This window comes from Roseobacter weihaiensis (genome assembly GCF_020622345.1).
Lineage (GTDB): Bacteria > Pseudomonadota > Alphaproteobacteria > Rhodobacterales > Rhodobacteraceae > Roseobacter > Roseobacter weihaiensis.
In genome coordinates, this window is sequence record NZ_JACNMO010000018.1 from 39,045 (window position 1) to 61,733 (window position 22,689).

Here is a 22,689-nt window from a genome sequence, read left to right on the forward strand (position 1 = left end):
ATAGAGCTCTGATATGATCTCACCGTCCACGGCGGGTCTGCGCCGGAAATCCTTTCTGGGCACGGGTCGGTTTGGGCCTCGTTAGACCCTGAGCATTGCTTTAGGTGGTAGACGGTCGCGCCCGTGAAATACGTCAAGGCTGGTTTGACGCTTCGCCCTGAGACCCGGCCAGCGGCTACATTGGCTTTCCATTTTTTGGATGTTCTTGCTCGATCGCAAATAGCAGTTTTCGACACGAGTAGATATGTCATCCGGCTCCCGGCGAACGACTGCTACGCGTCCCGGGGGCATGACAGAGCAGGTCAAAATGCAAGTTCTTCAACGTTCCCAGGAGGCTCTGAGCATCCTGACGGGGGGCGCTCAGACCAAAAGAGACGGATGCAGGCTTGGAAAACTGTAAGCGATGACGACCGAAGAGTTCCGGTCGTCATCGATGAAACGTGCGACCCGGAGTTCTATTTTCCTCCCAACTGATCGTCGATCTTTCCGGCTGATTTACCCAAGACATTCCCGATGAAATCGCCGATTTCCTCCGCCGGGATCTCGGTATCGCCGATCTTGACCGAGACGAGCCCCTCGCTGTCGAATGTGGCCGTCGCCCGCCAGGCGAGCCCTGCCCAGGCGTCGTATTTCGTCGCATTTGCGGTTTCCGCCCCGAGACGCGTCGCGAAACCCCCGCTGCCGGGTACGAGAGCGGACCCCACGGCACCATAGACGGTCGCGGCGGCGGCATCAGATACGGAGTATGCCCCCCCGACGTTCACGCTCACAGTCACGGTCTCCCCTTCCTTGACGTCCGGGATCAGGCCGCTACTGCCGTCGGGCTTCCATTCGAGATCGTTTGGCAGGGAGTCGCTCCGCGCATTGACGAACACCAGGGCCTCCGTATTCGCCAGAACTGGAATTTCTATCTTCTTGGCATAGCCGAAACCGGCTTCGGATTTGATGTTCCCCTCCTGGTCAAGAGCCACCGTGCCGACCACGGATTGGCCTGGCCCGTTCAGGCTAAGCGAATTAAACGAAGTTATTTCGCCGGTTGCGAAAGATTCCAGACCAAAGGTGCCGCCGCGCGGCCCGCTCGCGCCAAGAACAAGCGCATCGGGAAGCACGACGTCGATGGTATCGGCGACGATCTCCTTGATTTTCTGGATGTCTGGCTCGCCATCACGGTTTCCCAGCGCGCCCCCGGTCGGTTCGTTGCTATAGGCAACCGCCAACGACCGGGGAGCATCCGCCGGCAAACCACCCAGAAGACCTGTCGCCGGCTCGGCATCACCATCAATGATGTCCGCGAGTGCATCCTCGGAAACGGAGGCCTTGTTATCGGGATTGTACAGAAGGGTTGTCGGTGGTGAAAAGTCGGTTGCGGGATTGTAGTCCAGCTTTTGAATATCTGGATCAGTAAGATGGGTCATTCCCGCATCCGGGGTATCGATTTTCATCTGGTATCTCCTTTGATGTTCCCGTGCTGCGTAAAGACCGAGCCTTTCGCCAATATTACGATATCCTGGGGGCCCGCCGCATTTCGCAACGATTTCAAGACCCGGCGCGATAGAAGCCGGAAAAAACATGTGGTGACCAAAGAAGTGTTCTCTGCCAGTTTTCTGGTGGCCTGCGGTATCTGGGCGGGTGATATCAGGTTTGCCCAGCACCCGACCCTGCGGCGTATGTGGGGTGTTTTTGTCATGCCGTAATTGACGGAGTGCTTACATATATAATAACGTGAATGTATAAATGACCTAGACGCAAGGGCGGTGCGCCATGTTGGACGTCACGATACTAAGCGCCTTAGCGGGGGGGCTGATTGTGTTCTTTTCACCTTGCGTGCTGCCAATCGTGCCCTTTTATCTGAGTTACATGGCTGGCGCATCGATGTCCGAAATCAGCGCTGAAGGCACGCTGGCGCCGGGGGTGCGCAGACGCGCCTTTCTGGCATCGGTGATGTTTTCCCTGGGCATCATTACCGTTTTTGTCCTTCTGGGGGCGGCGGCATATGGCTTGAGCCAGAGCTTCCGTGTAGCGCAGACGGAGTTTCGGATTTTCGCGGCACTTGTGGTTTTTGTGATGGGGCTGCACTTTCTAGGGGTGATCCGCATCGGGTTTCTGAACCGGGTGTTTCAGGTCGAAGCAGGCGAGACCCGGAACATGTCTGTTCTGGGCGCATATCTCGTCGGGCTGGCCTTTGCCGCGGGCTGGACGCCCTGCGTGGGGGGCGTGCTCACGGCGGTGGTCTTTACCGCCAGCACCGAAGCGACAGCGGCCCGCGGCCTGATGTTGCTGCTGGTCTTCGGCGTCGCCATGACCGCGCCTTTTGTCGTAGCGTCGCTGTTCATCGGCCCGTTTCTGCGGTTTGTTTCCCGGTTTCGGCGGCATTTGCCGAAGGTTGAGAAAGCGATGGGCGCGCTCATGCTGGTCTTTGCCGTCCTGATTGTGACCGACAGCGTCAATTATATTGCGCAATGGATGCTGGAGGCCTTTCCGGTGTTTCAAACGATTTAGAGGGAGGACAAGATATGAAACATCTTTTGGCGGGGCTGGTGGCCCTGATGCTGGCGATCCCGGTCTTTGCAGCCGAGCTGGGGGACGACGGGCTGCATAAAACAGACTGGATGCGGGATACGTTCAAAGACCTGCGCGAAGATCTTGCGGAGGCCAATGCCGAGGGCAAACGCCTTGTGGTGATGTTCGAGCAGCGCGGCTGTATCTACTGCACGAAGATGCACAAGGAAGTGTTCTCTCAACCGGTCATCGACAGCTACATCCGCGAAAACTTCTTTGTGGTGCAGGTCAACCTTTATGGCGATCTTGAGATTGTGGATTTTGATGGTGACGTGCTGACCGAAAAGAATGCTGCGCGAAAGTGGAGCGTGCTCTTCACGCCAACGATTCTGTTCTTGCCCGAAGAGGTGCCGGAGGGTCAAACCGCCCAGCAGGCCGCTGTGGCAGTGATGCCGGGGGCTTTTGGCGGCGGGACAACGTTGGACATGTTCACCTGGGTCAATGAAAAGCGTTATATGATTGAAAATGAAGAAGATTTTCAGCGCTACCACGCACGTATGATCCAGGAACGGGCCGACGGATCAGCCGACTGAAGCCTGCCGCAACGCCATTCAAATTCATATTTATGAATTTATTTATTGTCAGCTCACGAAGTTGTGTCCTATGGTATGCGAAGGGAACAGAAGTGTTGGGAGGATGCATGAGACGTTGTCTTTTTGCAGGAGCGGTTTATGCCGTTTTGACGATGGGAGTGAGTGCCGGGGAGGTGTCGCCGACAGAGGTGAAGTACGAGGATGGTGCGATCGCACAATCCCTGACAGGAACATCGGGTGATCCGGCAGCCGGACGCGAGATTGTGGGCGACAAGAGCCTCGGAAATTGTGTGGCCTGCCACGCGGTGACCGATCTGGCGGATGTGCCGTTTCACGGCGAGATCGGGCCGATGCTTGACGGGGCCGGAGACCGCTGGACCGAAGCGGAACTGCGCGGGATCATCGCCAACGCCAAGATCATGTTTGAAGACAGCATGATGCCGTCCTTTTACAAAACCGAAGGTTTTATCCGGCCCGGCAACGCTTACACAGGCGAGGCGGCCGATGACAGTTTCGGGCCCTTGCTGACGGCGCAACAGATCGAAGATGTGGTGGCCTATCTGGTGACCCTCAAGGAATAGATTGCCTGCGGGCAGGAACGCAACGTTCAGGAGATTGGACAATGGATGTAACACGACGCAACGCGATGTTTATGGGCGCGGGAGCGCTTGTCGCTTTTGGCCTGCCACTGCGGGCAACGACAGCAGATATCGAAGCGATCACGGCCTTTACCGGGGGCGCTGAGATGGCAGATACAGGCGTGACGCTCACCGCGCCCGAGATTGCCGAGAACGGCAACACGGTCCCGATTGAGGTGTCATCGCCCGGCGCGTCCGAGATCATGGTACTGGCGCTTGGCAATCCAACCCCCAGTGTTGCGACATTTGGATTTGGCGCGCTGGCGGCATCTCATGCGGCCTCCACACGCATCCGCCTGGCAGGCACTCAGGATGTTGTGGCGATTGCCAAGCTGGAAGACGGATCGTTCGCCAAAGCAACAAGCACGGTCAAGGTGACAATCGGCGGCTGCGGCGGCTAAGGGATTTAAGGAGAGAGAGACATGGCAAAAGGCGTAAAACCCCGCGTGAAGGTCCCCAAGACGGCGGCAGCAGGATCTGCGGTCACGCTAAAGACCCTGATCAGCCACAAGATGGAATCCGGTCAGCGCAAAGATGACGACGGCAATACGATCCCGCGGTCGATCATCAACCGCTTCACCTGCGATTTCAACGGTCAGAATGTGGTGGATGTCAAACTGGAGCCCGCGATTTCGACCAACCCATTCTTCGAGTTCGAGGCACTGGTGCCGGAGGCCGGTGAATTCACCTTTACCTGGTATGACGATGACGGCTCAGTCTACGAGACAAGCAAGAAAATTGCGATCGGCTGAAGCTGGCGTCAGGGAGGGATAGAATGACTTTTACACGGAAAGCGCTTTGTGGTGTGGCGGCACTCGCCATGTCCACAGGCGCAGGCTTTGCTGAACCGGTCGATGATACGCTGGTTTTGAATGAAGAGCAGACATTAGTGACGCGGACAACAGCCCCCGCCCATCTGGAAGGGGTGTTGAGCGAGATCATCTCGGGCTGGCATTTTCGCGGCACCGAGACCCGCGCGATGCAGACGGATGACTTCGACAACCCCGGTATGATCTTTGTGGAACAGGCGGAGGAGGTCTGGAACACGGCAGACGGGACAGAAGGAAAATCCTGTGCAAGCTGTCACGAAGGATCTGAGACTATGGCGGGTGTGCGCCCGGTCTATCCAAAGTGGAACGAGGCCGCGGGTGAGGTGCGCACGCTGGAGATGCAGATCAACGACTGCCGGGAAAACCAGATGGGCGCAGAGCCCTGGAAGTACACCGGCGGCGACATGGTCAATATGACCGCGCTGATCTCGTCCGTGTCGCGCGGGATGCCTGTCAATGTGGCCATCGACGGCCCGGCCCAGTCCACCTGGGAAAAGGGCAAGGAACTCTACTATACCCGCACCGGCCAGTTGGAGCTTTCCTGCTCGAATTGCCACGAGGACAACTACGGCAATATGATCCGGGCGGATCACCTCAGCCAGGGCCAGATCAACGGCTTTCCGGTTTACCGGTTGAAAAACACCAGGCTGAATTCTGCGCATGACCGCTTCAAGGGCTGTATTCGGGATACCCGTGCCGAGACCTACGCCCCTGGCAGCGACGCGTTCGTGGCTCTGGAGCTTTACGTAGCATCGCGCGGGAACGGCCTCAGCGTCGAAGGGCCGTCGGTCCGAAACTGAAAGTTGAAAACCCCGCATCGGTGCGTCCCCTGCGGGGTTTTCTCTAAGCAATCACATTCATATACTCGCATGTATCTTCGGTAAGGAATGAGGCCCATATGATCTCCCGGCGCGATTTTTTGCAGAGCAGCATGGCGGCGAGCGCCCTTTTGGGAGCCTCCGGTTTCGGCAGGTGGGCGCGCCTTGCCGCCCAGCAGAGCCTGACGCAGGATCAGCTTTTGCAGTTCGACACCTACGGAAACGTCTCGCTTATTCACGTGACGGACATTCACGCGCAACTCAAGCCGATCTATTTCCGCGAACCCTCGATCAACATCGGGGTGGGCGAAAACCGGGGAGCCGTGCCGCATATCACCGGCGCAGAGTTCCGCCGCATGTACGGGATCGAGGATGGATCACCGTCGCATTACGCCCTGAGCGCTGATGATTTCGAGGCGCTGGCGCGGGGGTATGGAAAGGTGGGGGGGCTGGACCGGATGGCGACCGTTATCAACCAGATCCGCGCCGACCGCCCCGATGCGCTGCTGCTTGACGGCGGGGATACCTGGCACGGCAGCTACACCTGCTATCACACGCAAGGCCAGGATATGGTCGAGGTGATGAATGCGCTGAAACCCGATGCGATGACCTTTCACTGGGAATTCACGCTGGGATCGGACCGGGTCAACGAACTGGTTGAAAGCCTGCCTTTTGCCGCCCTGGGCCAGAACATCTTTGACGCAGAATGGGACGAGCCTGCGGAGCTTTTCCCGCCCTACAAGTTCTTTGAGCGCGGTGGGGTCAAGATCGCCGTGATCGGGCAGGCGTTCCCTTACATGCCGATTGCCAACCCCGGCTGGATGTTCCCCGAATACGCCTTTGGTATCCGCGACGAGCATATGCAGGAGGTCGTGGACGAGGTGCGCGGCATGGGAGCCGAACTGGTCGTGGTGCTGAGCCACAACGGCTTTGACGTTGACAAGAAAATGGCCGGTGTGGTCTCCGGCATTGACGTGATCCTATCGGGTCACACCCATGACGCGCTGCCCGAACCCGTGCTGGTGGGCGAAACCGTGATCGTGGCCTCGGGCAGCAACGGCAAGTTCGTCAGCCGCGTCGATCTGGATGTGCGCGACGGGCGCATGATGGGGTTTCGGCACAAGCTGATCCCGATCTTCTCGGATGTGATCACGCCCGACCCGGAGGTGGCGCAGCTCATCGATACCGTGCGCGCGCCTTACGAGGAGGCGATGGGGGAGGTGATTGGCCAGACGGCCTCGCTGCTCTACCGGCGCGGTAACTTCAACGGCACCTGGGACGATCTGATCTGCGATGCCCTGCTGTCTGAGCGCGAGGCAGACATCGCGCTCAGCCCGGGCGTGCGCTGGGGGCCAAGCCTGCTGCCGGGGCAGGACATCACGCGCGAAGATATCTGGAACGTAACCTCCATGACCTATGGCGCGGCCTACCGCACGGAGATGACGGGAGAGTTCCTGCATGTGGTCATGGAAGACGTGGCCGACAACCTCTTTAACCCCGACCCCTATTACCAGCAGGGCGGCGATATGGTGCGTACCGGCGGGCTTGGCTACCGCATTGATGTGACACAGCCGCAGGGCAGCCGTATCTCTGAAATGACCTTGCTTGCCACGGGCGAAAAGATCGACCCGGCCAGACCCTATCAGGTGGCGGGCTGGGCCTCGGTCAACGAGGACACCGAAGGCCCCCAGATCTGGGATGTCGTCGAAAGTCACATCCGCAAGCAGGGTACGGTCACCGTCCAGCCCAACAACAGCGTCGCCGTGGTCGGCGCATGAACCAGAGAAAGGAGGCGGCATCCATGTCCGAGAACTTCAAAACCTCCCGTCGCGGATTTCTGCGCGGGGCTGCGGCAAGCACGGCGCTTGTAGCCGGTGCATCGCAGGCCGACACGCCCGATCCGCTGATCACCGAGGTGCAGGACTGGGCCAGCGGCTTGGGGGAAGGTGTCGATGCGACCCCGTATGGTTTGCCGATCGAATTTGAAAGCGATGTCATCCGCCGCAATGTCGAATGGTTGACCGCGGACACCATCAGTTCCATCAACTTCACGCCAATTCACGCACTGGACGGCACCATCACGCCGCAAGGCTGCGCGTTCGAGCGTCACCATTCCGGTGCAATTGAGCTGAGCAAGCAGGATTATCGTTTGATGATCAATGGCCTGGTGGATACCCCGCTGATTTTCAGCTATGCCGATCTGGAGCGGTTCCCGCGCGAGAACCATGTGTATTTTTGCGAATGTGCCGCCAATACCGGGATGGAGTGGGCCGGTGCCCAACTCAATGGCGCGCAGTTTACCCATGGTATGATCCACAACATGGAATACACCGGCGTGCCGCTGCGCACGATCCTCGAAGAGGCCGGGTTGGGGGCCGCCGGTGATCTGGCAGACAAATGGGTCTATGTGGAAGGGGCCGATGCCTCCTCCAATGGCCGCTCGATCCCGATGGAGAAGGCGCTTGATGACGTGCTGGTGGCGTTCAAGGCCAACGGCGAAGCCCTGCGCAAGGAGCATGGCTATCCGGTCCGGCTCGTCGTGCCGGGCTGGGAAGGCAATATGTGGGTCAAATGGCTGCGCCGGGTCGAGGTCACGGACGGCCCTGTGGAAAGCCGCGAAGAAACCAGCAAATATACCGATACGCTGGCGGATGGAACGTCGCGCAAATGGACCTGGGCGATGGACGCCAAATCGGTTGTGACCTCCCCGAGCCCGCAAGCCCCGATCACCCATGGCTCCGGCCCGCTGGTGATCAGCGGGCTTGCGTGGTCCGGTCGGGGGGCCGTGACACGCGTCGACGTGTCCAAGGATGGCGGCAAGACCTGGGAGACTGCGCGGCTTGCCAAGCCCGGTGAAAAGATGGCGCTGACCCGCTTTTACCTCGACACCGACTGGAACGGGGAAGAGATGTTTCTGCAATCCCGCGCGATGGATGAAACCGGATATGTGCAACCCACCAAGGCGCAACTGCGCGAGGTGCGCGGGCTGAACTCGATCTATCACAACAACTGCATCCAGACCTGGTGGGTGCGCCCGGACGGGGAGGCGGAAAATGTCGAAGTTTCTTAAGCTGAGTGGGGCGCTTTGCCTGATCGCGGCTCCCGCCTTTTCCGAAGGATACGGGCTCGGGCGCGCGGCTCTGCCCGAAGAGATTGCCGCCTGGGATCTTGATGTCAGCCCGGACGGGACGGGGTTGCCGCCCGGCTCCGGGGATGTGCTGACGGGCGAAGAGGTCTTTGCAGACCAATGTGCGGCCTGCCATGGCGATTTTGCAGAAGGTGTCGACAACTGGCCGAAGCTGGCAGGCGGTTGGGATACGCTGGCGGACGACGATCCGCTCAAGACAGTGGGCAGCTACTGGCCGCATCTGTCGACCACATGGGACTACGTGAACCGCTCGATGCCCTTTGGCGCCGCACAAACGCTTGAGCCGGATGATGTCTATGCGATTGTCGCCTACATCCTTTATTCCAACGATCTGGTGGATGAGGATTTTGTCCTGTCTGACGAAAACCTGGCCAGTTTCGAGATGCCGAATGCCGATGGGTTCATTGTCGATGATCGTAAGGAAACCGAGTTTTCCCAGTGGGTCGGTGAGCCCTGCATGACAGACTGCAAAGATACGGTCGAAGTGACGATGCGTGCGCTGGTGCTGGATGTCACGCCCCAAGAAGAAGGCACCGTGACACAGGCCGTCGCCGAGCCGGAGGCGGCACCGGAAGAGGTGGTCGAGGTTGCAGACCTTGACCCTGCACTTGTCGAACAGGGCGAAAAGGTGTTTCGCAAGTGCAAGGCCTGCCATCAGATTGGTGAGGGGGCCAAGAACCGCACCGGGCCGATACTCACGGGTATTGTCGGCAGTCCCGCCGGCGCGGTTGAGGGGTTCCGCTATTCCAAGCCGCTGATGGCCATGGCTGACGCGGGGCTGGTCTGGGATGAAGCCTCGTTGAACGCGTTCCTGGCCAAGCCGAAAACCTTTATGAAAGGCACCAAGATGAGCTTTGCGGGTCTGAGGAAAGAAGAAGATCTGGCCGCAATTCATGCCTATCTCGCCTCCTTTGCGCAATGAAGCTGCGGTGGGTGTTCAGTGTTCTGACCACCGCAACCTGGCTTTTGGCCGGTCCCGTGAGCGCCGAGCAGATCGGAGACCCGGAGGCAGGTGCCAAAGTCTTCAGCCAGTGCAAGGGCTGCCACCAGATCGGTCCTGATGCTCAGGATCGGATCGGCCCGCATCTCAACGGGGTGTTCGGGCGCAAAGCAGCAGCACATGATACCTTCGACTATTCCGCCTCGATGGAGCGGGCCGGGGCGGACGGGCTGATCTGGACGGCAAAGACGCTGGATGCCTATCTTGAAAACCCTCGTGCATTGGTCTCGAAAACCCGCATGAGCTTTCGCGGGCTGAAAGATCCGCAGGACCGGGCGGATGTGCTGGCCTACCTGCGGGATTTCTCGGACAATCCACGCGACCTGCCCGAAGCAGAGCCAACAGCGCGTGGCACGGACCACGACCTTGACCCCACCATTCTGGCGATACAGGGCGATCCCGAGTATGGTGCCTATCTGTCGAACGAGTGCCTGACCTGCCATCAGTCTGATGGATCAGCGCGCGGCATTCCGTCGATCACCCGCTGGCCAGAGGAGGATTTTGTGGTCGCCATGCACGCCTATAAGAACAAGCTGCGCCCGCATCCGGTCATGCAGATGATGGCGGGTCGTTTGAACAACGAAGAGATCGCGGCGCTTGCTGCGTATTTCAAAACCCTCGACGAATGAGGATTTTCTGGGAGGAAAAAATGAAACTGAACAGACGTATTTTTTTAGGCTCAGGGGTGGCAGCCGCCGCTTCTTTGAAAGCACCTGCACTTTTGGCGCAAGGACATGGAAAACCGCGCGTTGTGGTCATCGGCGGGGGCGCGGGGGGTGCCACTGCTGCACGGTACCTCACGAAGGACAGCGAGGGCGCGCTCGATGTCACGTTGGTTGAGCCGTCGCGCAGCTATTTCACCTGCTTTTTCTCAAACCTCTATCTTGGCGGCTTCAAGGAGATCGACGATCTGGGTCACACCTACGGCACGCTGGCGGCCAAATACGGCATCAACGTCGTGCATGACTGGGCCGTGGATGTGGACCGCGACGGCAAGACCGTCACCCTGGCAGGAGGCGCGTCACTGCCCTACGATAAGCTGATCCTCAGCCCCGGCATTGATTTTGTGGACGGTGCGGTCGGCGGTTGGTCGCTGGCCGCCCAGAACGCCATGCCGCATGCCTACAAGGGCGGCTCGCAAACCGAACTGCTGCGCGCGCAGGTGGATGCAATGCCCGAAGGCGGGGTGTTTGCCATGGTGGCCCCGCCCAACCCCTATCGCTGCCCGCCAGGCCCCTATGAACGGGTGTCTATGATCGCGCATAGGCTGAAGGCCGCAAACCCGACGGCCAAGATCATCGTGGCCGATCCCAAGGGCAAGTTCTCCAAGCAGTCCCTGTTCGAGGAAGGGTGGGCAAACCACTACCCGGGCATGATCGACTGGGTTGGCGAGGACTTTGGCGGCGGCGAGGTCTCTGTTGATCCCGCGGCAATGACTGTCACGATAGACGGGGAGGAAACCGAGGTCCATGCCTGCAATGTGATCCCCGCGATGAAGGCCGGGCGGATCGCCGAGATGGCCGGTGTCACGGAGGGAAACTGGGCCCCGGTCAATGCGGCTGACATGTCGGCAAAAGCGGACCCGGATGTCTATGTCTTGGGCGATGCGGCACAGCAGGGCGACATGCCCAAATCGGGCTTTTCCGCGAATTCCCAGGCCAAGGTCTGTGCCAATGCGGTGCGCGGTGCGTTGACGGAGTCCCGCGTTTTTCCGGCGAAATTCTCCAATACCTGCTGGTCGCTGATTGATGCGAATAACGGCGTCAAAGTCGGGGCGACCTACGAGGCAACCGAGGAGAAGATCGCCAAGGTGGATGGCTTCATCTCGGAGGTGGGCGAGACCAGCGACGTGCGTCGGGCGACTTACGAGGAATCCGAAGGTTGGTATGCCGGCATTGTTGCCGATATGTTCTCATGAAAAAGTGCTCCGGTGTGATTTGGATCAAAGCCGGAGCGCATTTGTCGTGGTCAACTGGCTTTTAATGCCGGGAGGATGAGAGATGAAAAGACTGTTTCTTGCGGGTCTGTTGGGTGTCATGGCAGGTGCCAGTCAGGCTGCCGAGCAGGCCGTGATCTATCCCTTTGAGGGCAGTTTTGAAGATGCGGCTTTTGCGGTGGAAAGCGCGATTGTCGGGCGGGGTCTGGTGATCGATTACGTCAGCCATACGGGCGAGATGCTCAACCGTACGGCTGCGGATGTTGGCAGCGATGTGGCGCTTTTTGCCGAGGCAGACATCTTTCTGTTTTGCTCGGCACAGCTGTCGCGTGAAGTCATGGAGATCGATCCGATGAACATCGCATATTGTCCTTACGGCGTGTTTGTTGCCGAGCGTGACGGTGAGGTCATGATCGGCTACCGCGAATATCCGGAAGGAGAAATGAAAAAAGTGGAAAACCTGCTCGCAGAGATCGTGCAAGAGGCGATGGAATAGATGAACTACAACGACTACTTTGCCCAAAGCCTGAACACGCTGAAGGAAGAGGGCAACTATCGCACTTTTGCGGAACTTGAGCGGCGCTGCGGGTCTTTCCCGCAGGCCAGCCACCATGCAGAAGAGACGCAGAAACCGGTGACCATCTGGTGCTCCAACGACTATCTCGGGATGGGGCAGCATGAGGCGGTGATCGGTGCGATGCATGACGCGCTTGACCGCTGCGGTGCGGGGGCAGGCGGTACCCGCAATATCTCGGGCACCACGCATGACCATGTGTTGCTGGAGGCGGAACTGGCCGATCTGCATGGCAAGGAAGACGCCCTTCTCTTTACATCCGGATATGTGTCGAACTGGGCCGCTTTGGGGACATTGGCAGGGCGTATCCCCAATTGTCTTGTGTTGTCGGATGCGTTGAACCACGCCTCCATGATCGAGGGCATTCGCCATTCCAAGGCGGAGCGGATGATCTGGAATCACAATGATCTCATTGATCTGGAGGCCAAGCTGGCCGCGCAGCCGCTGGACCGGCCCAAGCTGATCGCCTTTGAGAGCGTATACTCGATGGATGGCGACATCGCCCCGATCAAGGAGATTTGCGATCTGGCGGATCGCTATAATGCGATGACCTATCTTGATGAGGTCCATGCCGTCGGTCTTTACGGTCCGCGGGGGGGCGGCATTGCCGAACGCGAAGGGCTGATGGACCGGCTGACGGTGATTGAAGGCACGCTTGGCAAAGCCTTCGGTGTCGTGGGCGGGTACATCGCGGCCTCTGCCGACCTTTGCGATTTCGTGCGCAGTTTCGCCAGTGGCTTTATCTTTACCACGGCCCTGCCGCCGGCGGTCGCTGCCGGGGCTGCGGCGTCGGTTCGGCATCTCAAGGCATCCTCCGCCGAGCGCGAGGCCCACCAGCAGCGTGTCGCAGAGGTCCGCGCGCGCCTTGATCTGCTGGGCATTCCGCATGAGCCGAACCCGAGCCATATCATCCCTGTGATGGTGGGCTGTCCGGTGAAATGCAAATACATCTCTGACCTGCTGATGCGGGACCATGGGATTTACATCCAGCCCATCAACTATCCGACGGTGCCCAAGGGGACGGAGCGGCTGCGCATTACACCGTCGCCGGTGCATAGTGCTGAGGATATCGACCGGCTGATCGGGGTCTTGGGAGATCTCTGGGCGCAGTGTGAACTGGCGCGGATGCCGATGGCCGCGCAATAGCACTGCAGTCTTTCGTGCCATAGGCCGAGGTCTTTTTCGAGCGAAAGGGACGCAAGATGCTGGAAGGACTGTTGGACCGGTTCGGCGATGGCGCGGTGCTGATGATGGCGGGCGCACTGGTCGGTTTCATCTTTGGCGCTGCGGCCCAGCATTCGCGATTCTGCCTGCGTGCCGCAACGGTGGAGTTGTCAGAAGGGCACAGCGGGTCACGGCTGGCGATCTGGCTGATTGCATTTTCAGCAGCTGCCCTCTGCGTGCAGGCTGCCATCGCCTCTGGGGTCCTTGATGTCTCCGAGGCGCGTCAGCTGGCGGCAACCGGTAGCCTTTCAGGGGCAGTGATCGGAGGGCTGATGTTTGGCGCGGGCATGATCCTTGCCAGGGGCTGTGCAAGTCGGCTGTTGGTTTTGTCAGCGACCGGGAACCTGCGGGCGATCCTGACCGGCCTCGTGCTCACACTGGTGGCGCAGGCCTCGTTGCGCGGTGCTTTGTCACCTGCGCGGGAAGCCTTGTCACAGCTTTGGCTGGTGCCAGGGGGCGAGGCCAGAAATCTGCTCATGCAACTGGGTCTGAACGCCCGGACAGCCGCCCTGGCCGCCGGGGTTGTGCTTGTCTTTGCGGTGGTGCTGGCGCGCCGATCGCAGTTGCAGGTCACCCGTATATTGGGCGCGGCAACCGTGGGTGGTGCTGTCGCTCTGGGATGGGTGCTGACCTATATGATCGCCCAGACATCCTTTGAGGTCGTGCCGGTCTCTTCTGTGACATTCACAGGTCCGTCAACCGATACGCTCATGGGGCTGGTCAACGCGTCCGAACTGCCGCTCAGCTTTGGTGTCGGCCTTGTGCCGGGGGTGTTTGTGGGCTCTGGCGTGATGGGTTTGGCGGCGGGAGAAGCCCGCATTGAACGTTTCGGCCCGGACACACCGATGGAACGGTATCTGGTGGGGGCTGTTCTCATGGGATTTGGCAGCATGCTTGCAGGCGGCTGTGCGGTTGGGGCAGGAATGTCGGGGGGCTCGATTTTTGCGATCACCGCCTGGGTTGCGGTCTTTTGCATGTGGATCGGCGCCATGGCAACGCACCGTCTGATGAGGGCGGGCCATCTGGCCGGACGCCCGATCTGACAGGGCAGCGTGCATCGCTGATGGATCGTTTTTTCAAATCTACCCTGCGCGAAGGCCCCTCAATCGGAGTGTAAAAAGATGGCTGCAACAAGCAAGACAGAGCTGCTGAGCATTACGAGGAAAGAATATGCGAAGCTGGAAAAGCTGATTGGCATGCTGGACCCAGAGGTGGCGCTTGACAAGGACGAAGAAGAGACCTCGATCAAAGACGTGGTTGCCCATCGCGCCCACTGGATTGATCTCTTTCTGGGCTGGTACGCGGATGGGCAGGCGGGAAAGCCGGTGTATTTCCCTGCCGAAGGCTACAAGTGGAATGAGCTCAAGCGCTACAATGCCAACCTGCGACAGGCACAAGAGGGGCTCGACTGGGCGGATGCCGTGATCCTGTTGAAGGAGGGCCATGAAAAGCTTGTTGCCTTCATCGAGGGGCAGTCTGATGCGGCGCTTTATGGCGGGTCGATGAAGGGGGCGAACAACGAATGGACGCCCGGCAGATGGGCCGAGGCTGCAGGCCCCAGCCATTTTCGCTCAGCCTCCAAGTACATCCGCGCGCGGATCAAGGCCAAGACCTAGAGAAGGTGACAAGGCGGCCTGTTGCCTGAAGCCAAAGCAAACAGCGCGCGAGCGCTCAGCAATCCGTGCAGGTTTTCATGCCAAGGATCTTGTAGATCGGGCAGAACTTTATAAACGCGGTGCCGATAAAGATCAGGCCCAGCCAGCCCCAGGCTTCAATTGTACCGGTCAGCGCGAGTATCACCAGCAGCGCCCCCAGAACCAATCTGAGGACTCTGTCAACAGATCCCATGTTTGTTGTGAATTGCATTGTCACGGTCCTTTTGATGTGCGCGTCTATTCGAATTCCATCTGCTCAAAGACACGGCCCGCGTTTCTTGTGGCCAGCTCTTCGAAGGTATCCAGATGGGCGTAAGGCGATTGATCGACATAATAGGCCTCCGCAAGATCGCCGCCGTTTTCCAGATGTTCCGCAATCTTTGTGCGGAGATATTCCAGGTAGTCTCTCGTATAGCGCCGAACCTGCGCCATGTTTGTTGGATGACCATGACCGGGGATCACGTAGGTCGCCTCCAGTGCTTCGAATTCAGTGTCCCAGGTCTCCAGCCAGTCTGCGGTATAGGTATGCTCAAAGATCGGCAGCATACGTTCATGAAACGCCATATCGCCAGAGATCACCAGACTTTGCTGCGGCAACCAGATCACGATGTCGCCAGGACTGTGGGCTGGTCCCAGATAGAGCGCTTCGATGCGAAAGCGGCCCATCTCCACGATGTATCTGTCGTCAAAGGTTTCTGTGGGTCCCTGCAGCACCGTGCCGTCCGCCTTGTCGCGGTTGTAACGTTTCATGCCTTCAAGGATCGAGCCGCCGTAATCCGCGACCTCTTGGGCGGCGTCGCGATGCGCGATGATGGGAACGCCCTGCTCAGCCCAGTAGTTGTTGCCGAGCACGGCATGCCCCTGACCGTTTTCGTTGAAGACCAGTTTGACCGGCTGATCGGTCACGGCCTTGATTTCATCATGCAGCGCTTTGGCCAGCCGATAGGCGGCCCCGCCGTTGACCACCACCACGCCATCCCCGGTGACGATGAAGCTGAGGTTGTTGTTGTGACCGCTGTTTTCATAGGTCGGAGGGGCTGTTGCACCAATGGCGGAATAGACCCCGGGTATCACTTCCACAGGTTTGTTGTAGAGCAGTGAGGCGGGGTATTTATCAGCGATGTCCTCGCTGGCCTGGGCTGCCGTGGCGAGGAAAAGCGGGATCAACCAGCGCATGTTACGTTCCTTCCGGGATAAAACGATAGGCCGTGTCGGTGCGTTCGACGCGCCCCAGCCCGCCATCAGGCAAATGAAAGCCCAGCAGGGCGATGTCATCTGTCACCAATTGGTCGAGCAATCGGGTCCGGGTCTGCGCCCCCAGATCAGGGTCCTGATCCGCGCCGCTGGCCCAGTCGGGCCGGGCAAAGGCCACGTGATGATTGCCAATAGCGTCCCCGCCGACCAGGAGCGCCTGGCCCCCGTCGCGGATCTCAAAGGAAGTGTGGCCGGGCGTATGGCCCGGTGTCTGATGCGCCCTCACGCCTGAAAGCACCTCGTCGCCATCTTTGAAAAATGTCATCTGATCTGCCACCGCCTGCAACCGACGTGCAGCCCCGACGGCAAAAGACGCCCGTTGCGCGCCAATACTGTCAACGGTGTTGGGGTCTGTCCAATACCTCCATTCGGTTTCGGCAATCATGTGTTCCGCCTGATAGAAAACAGGCTCATCAAAATCATCCAGAATGCCCCAAAGGTGGTCGGGATGGGCGTGGGTGAAAATGACATGTGTGATGTCTTCTGCTGCGATACCCAAGGTGCCGAGACTGTCGAGGACCGTCCCTGCGCTGGGCATGAAGGCGGGTCCGGCCCCTGCATCAAACAAGACAAGCCTGTCCTCCTGTTTGAGCAGCGTCAGATTGCAGGGCGGTGTCACCTGATCGCGCGCAACGCCGGCCGAGGCGAGGATGGAGCCGAGCTCCTCCTCTGGTAGCCCGTCAAAGAACAGCGACCCGGGCAGAACGAGATTGCCGTCGCTGACGCTGTAAATCTCGTGGCGGCCCAGCTGGTGCGTGGTGCCGGCCCAGAGCGACCGGGCACCCAGCAAGGGCAGGGCACCCATGCCGCACAGGAGGTTTCTGCGGTTCACCATATTGCACACCATACCCATTCGAATAATTGAATGTGATATGATGTCAGGGAGAATTGCAAGGCTTTTTATGCGCCCGACCAACTGGCGTCAGGGTTTCGTCACCCCGGTGTTGAAAGGTTCCGGGGCGTCTCCTGCGCGGGTTGAAATGGGTTCAACCCCTGGGAGGGCGGCTCTTGTAGACCGGCAGGCTCCACCCGAAAGCCAAGGATCCGGCCCTCAGCCCCCAGGCAACCCCGGCACATAAAACCAGTGGCACAAGCGCGTCCGGGAAGAGCGGGCGGGTGAGGGCGGCCACGGTAGCCCCGGCAAAGGCGGCGGTGACGTAAAGCTCGCCCTGGCGCAGGACCACCGGCACATCGTCCAACACCACATCGCGCAACAGGCCACCCATGCACCCCGTGATCGTCCCCATCAGAACCACGACCAGCACGGGCTGATCCATGGCCAGTGCGACACCGGTCCCCGCCGGGACGGCGACGGCAAGGGCAAAACTGTCCAGCCAGATCAGGGAGCGCAGCCGGCTTTCAAAGAGATGTGCGGTGAAAAACACCACGAGGGCCGCCGCACAGGCAACACCGATATAGGCAGGCTGCGCAATCCAGAAGATCGGATTGCGGTCCAGCAGCACATCCCGCATGGTCCCGCCCCCAACGGCTGTCAGGCAGGAGACAAAGGCAAAGCCCACCACATCCAGCTGCTGCCGACTGGCCGCCAGCGCGCCCGTAAGGGCAAAGATGAACACGCTTGCATAGTCAAGCAGCGCCAGCACTGTCATGTCTTGAAAGGCGCCATGCCGGCCCGCGCCAGCGCATCCGCGCGCTCGTTCTCCGGATGGCCTGCGTGGCCCTTGACCCAGGTCCAGGTCACGTCATGGCGCTGGTTGGCGGCATCCAGTCGCTGCCAGAGCTCTGCATTGGCGACAGGCTTTTTCGCCGCATTTTTCCAGCCGTTCTTTTTCCAGCCAAAAATCCAGCCGGTGATGCCGTTCTTGACGTAATTGCTGTCGGTCACGATGGTGATCTCGCTGCGGCGGCTGAGGCTTTCCAGCGCGTTGATGGCCGCGAGCAGCTCCATCCGGTTGTTGGTGGTCTCCGCTTCGCCGCCCTTGAGTTCACGCTCCTTGATCAGCCTGTCGCTGTCCATCGCCTGCAGCAGCACCCCCCAGCCGCCGGGGCCGGGATTGCCCGAACAGGCGCCATCCGTATATGCAAAAAGCTCAGCCATGCGCGGCAAGCGATATCCATGGCGCTTCGACGCCGTCAAGGCCCTTTTCCGATCCGGTGCGGCGGCCGGTCACCGTCAGTCCCGCCGTCTCCAGCAAGCCGGTCAGCTCCGCATCGGTGTAGTAGGTATAAAACCGGCCCAGACTGTCGCGTTTGCTGCCGGTGCCGGTCTTGACCGCGATATGAAACCGCCCGCTGGGTTTGAGGGCCCGCGCAATACGTGCAAGGTGCTCTGGCATCTGGGCGCGCGGCGCATGCAGCAGCGAGAAATTTGCCCAGATACCATCGTAAACATCCGTGCCGCTGACATCTTCAAACCCGGCCTGCCGGGCCTCGACACCGTCATGTGCACTGGCCAGCGCAACCATCTTGGCCACCGGATCAAAAGCCTCAACCGCAAGTCCTGCGTCTGCCATCACGGCGGCGGAGGCTCCCGGCCCGCAGCCCAGATCAAGCACGCGCCCCTCTGCCGGGATCGCCTCGATAAAGCCTTGCAGGCTGGGGTCCGCAGCGGCTTGCCCCGTCATATCGGCGTAGGCCTGAGCCCTATCCGCATAGACCCGCAGTGTTTCATCATCGCTCACAGAAAGACCGCCACAGAGAGAGACGCGACCACGATGGCGGTCAAGAGAGCCCGCAGCGACATCCACCAGCGCGGTGTCAGTCCCCACATCGAAAAGGCGAGATCGAGCAGCAGAAGGCCCAGGAAGCCAAAGATCAGATTCATGCCTGCGGTGGTCGGACCACCGCCTGTCATGAAAAACGCCCAAAGCGCGGGGATCACCGACAGCACATATCCGGTGGCGGCCCGGGACCCACCTGCCTTTGTGGCAAAGCCCCAGAGCACACCTGACATGAACGACAGGATCACCGATCCGTAGAAAAGCTGGACATAGGGGCCGACAAAGCGGGGCCCCAAGGCCCGGGCACCCCACTGCGCCAATGGCTCAAAGAGGTAGGTCGCGGCCCCCCAGACAAACGGGGTCAGGCCAGCCAGGCCGAGAAGAAGCGGTGCGGTAGGGATGTGTTTCATGGGTGCCGTTTTGGCATGACGCACAAGAAGGTCAAGCCATCTGAAAGGGAGTTTCTCACGCGCGCTGCCGATCAAGGCGGTCAAACCCGGTGTTTGTGTGCTGCATCGACGGGCGCGTGGCCCACGCTGTCCACCAGCCCGCCAGCGCCGGGTAACCGGTCAGCATCTCCGCGCCTTCCGGGGCAGACGTGAATGCAGCAATCATTGGGGCCAGGTGGCAGTCTGCCAGTGTCACCGTGACCCCGTCCAGAACGCGTCCTTCTTCTGCGATCTCGTTCAATGCAGCCAGCACCGGCTTCGCTTTAACAAGGCCTTCGGTGATCTCGCGTTCATCGGTTTCGAGCCCTTCCCGGGGGCGGAAAATCCGATGTGCAAAGACCTGTCGTACCATCGGCCAATAGCCATAGGCGTCGGTGATACACGCAACCTGCACCGTGCGCCCGACGGATTTCGCACAGGCGGGGGTCAGGGGCTGCTGCGGGAATGCCACGTCAAGATATCTCTGGATCGCAGAGGTCTCGTAGAGTTCAAAGCCGCCGTGGTTTAGGGACGGCACTCGTCCGAAGGGATGCCGCGCAAGGCAGGCCTTCGATTTGTCGGGATCGAATGGGTCGATGTGCTCGAAGTGATGGGAGAGTTTCTTTTCGGCCAGCACAAGACGAACCGCCCGTACATAGACACTGTGTTCATATCCATAAAGCCTCAGGTCAGTACCGGAGGTCACGCAGGCACGCGCAAGACGCGGGGGACCTTGAACTCGACGTTTTCGACGGCCGTCTCGACCAGTTCGCGGGTCACATCAAATCTGGCCTCAAAGGCTGCGATAACCTCGTCGATCAGCACCTCCGGCGCGGAGGCACCCGCGGTGATGCCTATGCTCGTGATCCCGTCGAGCGCGCGCCAGTCGATGTCGCCCGCGCGCTGAACCAACTGGGCATAGTCACAGCCCGCGCGGGCGCCGACCTCAACAAGCCGTTTGGAGTTGGATGAATTCGGTGCGCCCACAACCAGCATCGCATCGCATTTGGGGGCCATGGCTTTGACTGCTTCCTGCCGGTTGGTGGTGGCGTAGCAGATGTCTTCCTTGTGCGGGCCGACGATCCGGGGGAAGCGCGCCTTCAATGCGGCGACCACATCGGCGGTGTCGTCCACACTGAGTGTCGTCTGCGTCACATAGGCCAGCCGCTCGGGGTCCCGCACGGCAACGGTCGCCACGTCCTGCGGGGTCTCTACCAAAAGAACCTCACCCTCGGGCAGTTGCCCCATGGTGCCGACCGTTTCCGGGTGGCCGGCGTGGCCGATCATGATCATCTGCAGGCCGTTTTCCGCGTGGCGTTGCGCCTCGATATGAACCTTGCTGACCAGCGGACAGGTTGCATCGACAAACACCATCTGGCGTGCTTCGGCGGCTTTTGGGACAGATTTGGGTACACCGTGCGCTGAAAAAATCACCGGGCGATCATCGGGGCAGTCCGACAGCTCTTCGACAAAGACGGCCCCTTTGTCGCGCAGCCCGTCGACCACGAATTTGTTGTGTACGATCTCGTGGCGCACATAGACAGGTGCCCCCCATCTTTCCAGCGCCATCTCTACGATCTTGATCGCGCGATCCACGCCCGCGCAAAATCCACGCGGTGCAGCGAGGTACAAGGTAACGGGCGGTCTGGTCATGGCTGTCTCCATCTCGTGTTCCAGAGGTAAGCCCTAGAGCGGGCTACGTCCAGAGGCACGAGCGCAGCATGATCTCAGCTTGCTTCGGTGTATTCCCTTGGCGGGCGGCCGATCACGTCTTTCAGCTCTTCCAATTCGATGAAGTTATCTGCCTGACGGCGCAGGTCATCCGAAATCATCGGCGGCTGGCTGCGAATGGTCGACACGACTGAAACACGCACGCCCGTCCGTTGCAGGCTTTCGATGAGCGGGCGGAAATCGCCGTCGCCAGAGAAGAGCACGATATGATCGACACGCGGCGCAAGCTCCATCGCGTCGACGGTCAACTCAATGTCCATATTCCCTTTGACTTTGCGCCGCCCCATGCTGTCGGTGTATTCCTTGGCGGGTTTCGTCACCATGCTGAACCCGTTGTAGTTCAGCCAATCGACCAGAGGACGAATCGGGGAGTACTCGTCATTTTCCAGCAGTGCCGTATAGTAGAAAGCGCGTAAGAGCTTGCCACGGCGCATAAATTCCTGGCGCAGCAGCTTGTAGTCGATATCGAAGCCCAGCGATTTCGCTGCAGCGTAAAGATTCGAGCCATCGATGAACAGCGCGAGCCGTTCGTCTTTGTAAAACATTTGTAGTCCTTCCAATGAAGACGGTCGCTGGTGCCTGGAAAACAATATTATTATTTATTAAACGAACCGTTCAGTTCAAAAATAGGGATTTTTATTCATGCCGCAAGGGACAGTGGATGCGGAATCCGGCGATTATATGCCGTCACCAAGGCCACTTGCCTTGATTGCCCTTGGGTCAAATCTCTCTAGCGACGGAGTTTCCCTTGGTATGACGTTGCGTAAAGCAATTTTCCGCCTAGGCGAAAACGCCGGGATGATTCGATCCACGAGCCGCTTTTACCGGACACCGGCCTTTCCGCCGGGGTCAGGCCCGGATTTTGTGAACGCAGCCATTGCGCTTGAAACAGACTGCGGTCCGTCCGAACTGATGGCCATACTCCACCGGATCGAAGCAGAGTTTGGCCGCGACCGTTCTGTCCGCTGGGGGGCCCGCACCCTGGATCTGGATTTGATTGCCCTGGACGATATTGTGGCCCCGGATCGGCAAACTTACCTTCACTGGGCAAAATTGCCCCTGACGGAGCAGCAGGAGGTGGCACCCGATGTACTCATCCTGCCGCATCCGCGCCTGCAGGAACGTGCCTTCGTGCTTGTGCCGCTGGCGGATGTTGCCCCGGATTGGGTGCATCCGGTGACGGGGGACACGGTGCGCGCTCTGCTGGAGGCCTTGCCATCCGGGCTCAAGGAAGAGGTGGCGGCACTGTAATCCGCGCTTGTCAATTGCCTTCATTCGGCCTAAATAACCCACTTCTGATCTTATTTTGCCTGATGGAGAATTTCATGGCCCGCGTCACCGTTGAAGATTGTGTAGATAAAGTCCCTAACCGGTTCGAACTGGTTATGCTGGCTGCACATCGCGCCCGCGAAATCTCCGCCGGGGCGGCGATCACCGTGAACCGGGACAATGACAAGAACCCCGTTGTGTCCTTGCGTGAGATTGCGGATGAGACGCAGAGCGCGGACGACCTGCGCGAGCGGCTGATCGAAAGCAACCAGAACCAGATCGAAGTGGACGAACCCGAAGAGGACGCAATGGCGCTTTTGATGGGGGCGGAACAGGACAAGCCCGAAGAGGACAGTATGTCCGAAGAAATGCTTTTGCGGCAATTGATGGCCGCGCAGGGCCAGGGCTGAC

Annotated in this window: 28 protein-coding genes; 17 read left to right on the forward strand and 11 right to left on the reverse strand. The window is 59.6% G+C overall.

Annotated elements, in window-relative coordinates:
- Nucleotides 1-455 precede the first annotated feature (455 nt).
- Entirely contained in the window at nt 456-1,442 is a 987-nt protein-coding gene (locus H7847_RS18060; protein ID WP_227270877.1) for a hypothetical protein, read from the reverse strand.
- A gap of 319 nt (nt 1,443-1,761) precedes the next feature.
- Between H7847_RS18060 and H7847_RS18065 the strand changes: the two genes are divergently transcribed.
- The 15 genes from H7847_RS18065 to H7847_RS18135 all read left to right on the forward strand — a co-directional run bounded on the left by H7847_RS18065 (nt 1,762) and on the right by H7847_RS18135 (nt 14,876).
- Complete coding sequence (locus H7847_RS18065) at nt 1,762-2,499, forward strand: cytochrome c biogenesis CcdA family protein (protein ID WP_227270878.1); 738 nt, start codon at nt 1,762-1,764, stop codon at nt 2,497-2,499.
- Nucleotides 2,500-2,513: 14 nt separating this feature from the next.
- On the forward strand, nt 2,514-3,092 hold the full coding sequence (locus H7847_RS18070; protein WP_227270879.1) for a thioredoxin family protein: 579 nt from the start codon (nt 2,514-2,516) through the stop codon (nt 3,090-3,092).
- A 107-nt stretch (nt 3,093-3,199) separates the two neighbouring features.
- The gene (gene soxX, locus H7847_RS18075) at nt 3,200-3,673 is read left to right on the forward strand and encodes a sulfur oxidation c-type cytochrome SoxX (protein ID WP_227270880.1); all 474 of its coding nucleotides are present in this window, start codon (nt 3,200-3,202) and stop codon (nt 3,671-3,673) included.
- Between the two features lie 41 nt (nt 3,674-3,714).
- Complete coding sequence (soxY, locus tag H7847_RS18080; RefSeq protein ID WP_227270881.1) at nt 3,715-4,131, forward strand: thiosulfate oxidation carrier protein SoxY; 417 nt, start codon at nt 3,715-3,717, stop codon at nt 4,129-4,131.
- A 21-nt stretch (nt 4,132-4,152) separates the two neighbouring features.
- Entirely contained in the window at nt 4,153-4,482 is a 330-nt protein-coding gene (soxZ, locus tag H7847_RS18085; protein ID WP_227270882.1) for a thiosulfate oxidation carrier complex protein SoxZ, read from the forward strand.
- A gap of 23 nt (nt 4,483-4,505) precedes the next feature.
- Complete coding sequence (gene soxA / locus H7847_RS18090; RefSeq protein ID WP_406676020.1) at nt 4,506-5,360, forward strand: sulfur oxidation c-type cytochrome SoxA; 855 nt, start codon at nt 4,506-4,508, stop codon at nt 5,358-5,360.
- A 98-nt stretch (nt 5,361-5,458) separates the two neighbouring features.
- Nucleotides 5,459-7,156, forward strand: a complete 1,698-nt coding sequence (soxB, locus tag H7847_RS18095) for a thiosulfohydrolase SoxB (RefSeq protein WP_227270883.1) — start codon at nt 5,459-5,461, stop codon at nt 7,154-7,156.
- Between the two features lie 23 nt (nt 7,157-7,179).
- Nucleotides 7,180-8,448: a sulfite dehydrogenase gene (soxC, locus tag H7847_RS18100; RefSeq protein WP_227270884.1), complete on the forward strand. Its 1,269-nt coding sequence runs from the start codon at nt 7,180-7,182 to the stop codon at nt 8,446-8,448.
- The gene (locus tag H7847_RS18105) at nt 8,432-9,448 is read left to right on the forward strand and encodes a c-type cytochrome (protein WP_227270885.1); all 1,017 of its coding nucleotides are present in this window, start codon (nt 8,432-8,434) and stop codon (nt 9,446-9,448) included. The genes soxC and H7847_RS18105 overlap by 17 nt, the downstream gene beginning before the upstream one ends.
- Nucleotides 9,445-10,155: a c-type cytochrome gene (locus tag H7847_RS18110; RefSeq protein ID WP_227270886.1), complete on the forward strand. Its 711-nt coding sequence runs from the start codon at nt 9,445-9,447 to the stop codon at nt 10,153-10,155. Before H7847_RS18105 ends, H7847_RS18110 begins: the two co-directional genes overlap by 4 nt.
- 20 nt (nt 10,156-10,175) lie before the next feature.
- Entirely contained in the window at nt 10,176-11,444 is a 1,269-nt protein-coding gene (locus H7847_RS18115; protein WP_227270887.1) for an NAD(P)/FAD-dependent oxidoreductase, read from the forward strand.
- Nucleotides 11,445-11,526: 82 nt separating this feature from the next.
- Entirely contained in the window at nt 11,527-11,958 is a 432-nt protein-coding gene (locus tag H7847_RS18120) for a DUF302 domain-containing protein (protein WP_227270888.1), read from the forward strand.
- The gene (gene hemA / locus H7847_RS18125; protein WP_227270889.1) at nt 11,959-13,182 is read left to right on the forward strand and encodes a 5-aminolevulinate synthase; all 1,224 of its coding nucleotides are present in this window, start codon (nt 11,959-11,961) and stop codon (nt 13,180-13,182) included.
- 56 nt (nt 13,183-13,238) lie between these two features.
- Entirely contained in the window at nt 13,239-14,303 is a 1,065-nt protein-coding gene (locus H7847_RS18130; protein WP_227270890.1) for a YeeE/YedE family protein, read from the forward strand.
- Nucleotides 14,304-14,381: 78 nt separating this feature from the next.
- Nucleotides 14,382-14,876, forward strand: a complete 495-nt coding sequence (locus tag H7847_RS18135; RefSeq protein WP_227270891.1) for a ClbS/DfsB family four-helix bundle protein — start codon at nt 14,382-14,384, stop codon at nt 14,874-14,876.
- Nucleotides 14,877-14,931: 55 nt separating this feature from the next.
- Here the strand turns inward: H7847_RS18135 and H7847_RS18140 are convergent, their stop codons facing one another.
- From H7847_RS18140 to H7847_RS18185, 10 genes are all read right to left on the reverse strand, one after another.
- On the reverse strand, nt 14,932-15,126 hold the full coding sequence (locus H7847_RS18140; RefSeq protein ID WP_227270892.1) for a YgaP family membrane protein: 195 nt from the start codon (nt 15,124-15,126) through the stop codon (nt 14,932-14,934).
- Between the two features lie 26 nt (nt 15,127-15,152).
- Nucleotides 15,153-16,091 (reverse strand): MBL fold metallo-hydrolase, encoded by a 939-nt coding sequence (locus tag H7847_RS18145; RefSeq protein WP_227270893.1) that lies wholly within the window; start codon nt 16,089-16,091, stop codon nt 15,153-15,155.
- Between the two features lies 1 nt (nt 16,092).
- A complete protein-coding gene (locus H7847_RS18150) occupies nt 16,093-17,004 on the reverse strand; it encodes an MBL fold metallo-hydrolase (RefSeq protein WP_227270894.1) in 912 nt (303 codons plus the stop codon).
- 151 nt (nt 17,005-17,155) lie between these two features.
- Nucleotides 17,156-17,779 carry a trimeric intracellular cation channel family protein gene (locus H7847_RS18155; RefSeq protein WP_227270895.1) on the reverse strand — a complete coding sequence of 208 codons (624 nt, stop codon included), beginning with the start codon at nt 17,777-17,779 and terminating at the stop codon, nt 17,156-17,158.
- Complete coding sequence (rnhA, locus tag H7847_RS18160; protein WP_227270896.1) at nt 17,776-18,228, reverse strand: ribonuclease HI; 453 nt, start codon at nt 18,226-18,228, stop codon at nt 17,776-17,778. Before rnhA ends, H7847_RS18155 begins: the two co-directional genes overlap by 4 nt.
- The gene (locus H7847_RS18165) at nt 18,221-18,811 is read right to left on the reverse strand and encodes a class I SAM-dependent methyltransferase (protein ID WP_227270897.1); all 591 of its coding nucleotides are present in this window, start codon (nt 18,809-18,811) and stop codon (nt 18,221-18,223) included. Before H7847_RS18165 ends, rnhA begins: the two co-directional genes overlap by 8 nt.
- Nucleotides 18,808-19,260, reverse strand: a complete 453-nt coding sequence (locus tag H7847_RS18170; RefSeq protein ID WP_227270898.1) for a DUF3429 domain-containing protein — start codon at nt 19,258-19,260, stop codon at nt 18,808-18,810. Before H7847_RS18170 ends, H7847_RS18165 begins: the two co-directional genes overlap by 4 nt.
- Before the next feature lie 55 nt (nt 19,261-19,315).
- Nucleotides 19,316-19,984, reverse strand: coding sequence for a glutathione S-transferase family protein (locus tag H7847_RS18175; protein WP_227270899.1), 669 nt, complete (start codon nt 19,982-19,984; stop codon nt 19,316-19,318).
- On the reverse strand, nt 19,981-20,931 hold the full coding sequence (gene ispH / locus H7847_RS18180) for a 4-hydroxy-3-methylbut-2-enyl diphosphate reductase (RefSeq protein WP_227270900.1): 951 nt from the start codon (nt 20,929-20,931) through the stop codon (nt 19,981-19,983). Before ispH ends, H7847_RS18175 begins: the two co-directional genes overlap by 4 nt.
- 74 nt (nt 20,932-21,005) lie before the next feature.
- Nucleotides 21,006-21,554 (reverse strand): LabA-like NYN domain-containing protein, encoded by a 549-nt coding sequence (locus H7847_RS18185; protein WP_227270901.1) that lies wholly within the window; start codon nt 21,552-21,554, stop codon nt 21,006-21,008.
- 136 nt (nt 21,555-21,690) lie between these two features.
- Here H7847_RS18185 and folK point away from each other — a divergent pair, with 136 nt between their 5' ends.
- Both folK and rpoZ read left to right on the forward strand, forming a co-directional pair.
- Entirely contained in the window at nt 21,691-22,260 is a 570-nt protein-coding gene (folK, locus tag H7847_RS18190) for a 2-amino-4-hydroxy-6-hydroxymethyldihydropteridine diphosphokinase (protein WP_227270956.1), read from the forward strand.
- Nucleotides 22,261-22,334: 74 nt separating this feature from the next.
- Nucleotides 22,335-22,688 carry a DNA-directed RNA polymerase subunit omega gene (gene rpoZ, locus H7847_RS18195; protein WP_227270902.1) on the forward strand — a complete coding sequence of 118 codons (354 nt, stop codon included), beginning with the start codon at nt 22,335-22,337 and terminating at the stop codon, nt 22,686-22,688.
- Nucleotide 22,689: the final 1 nt, after the last annotated feature.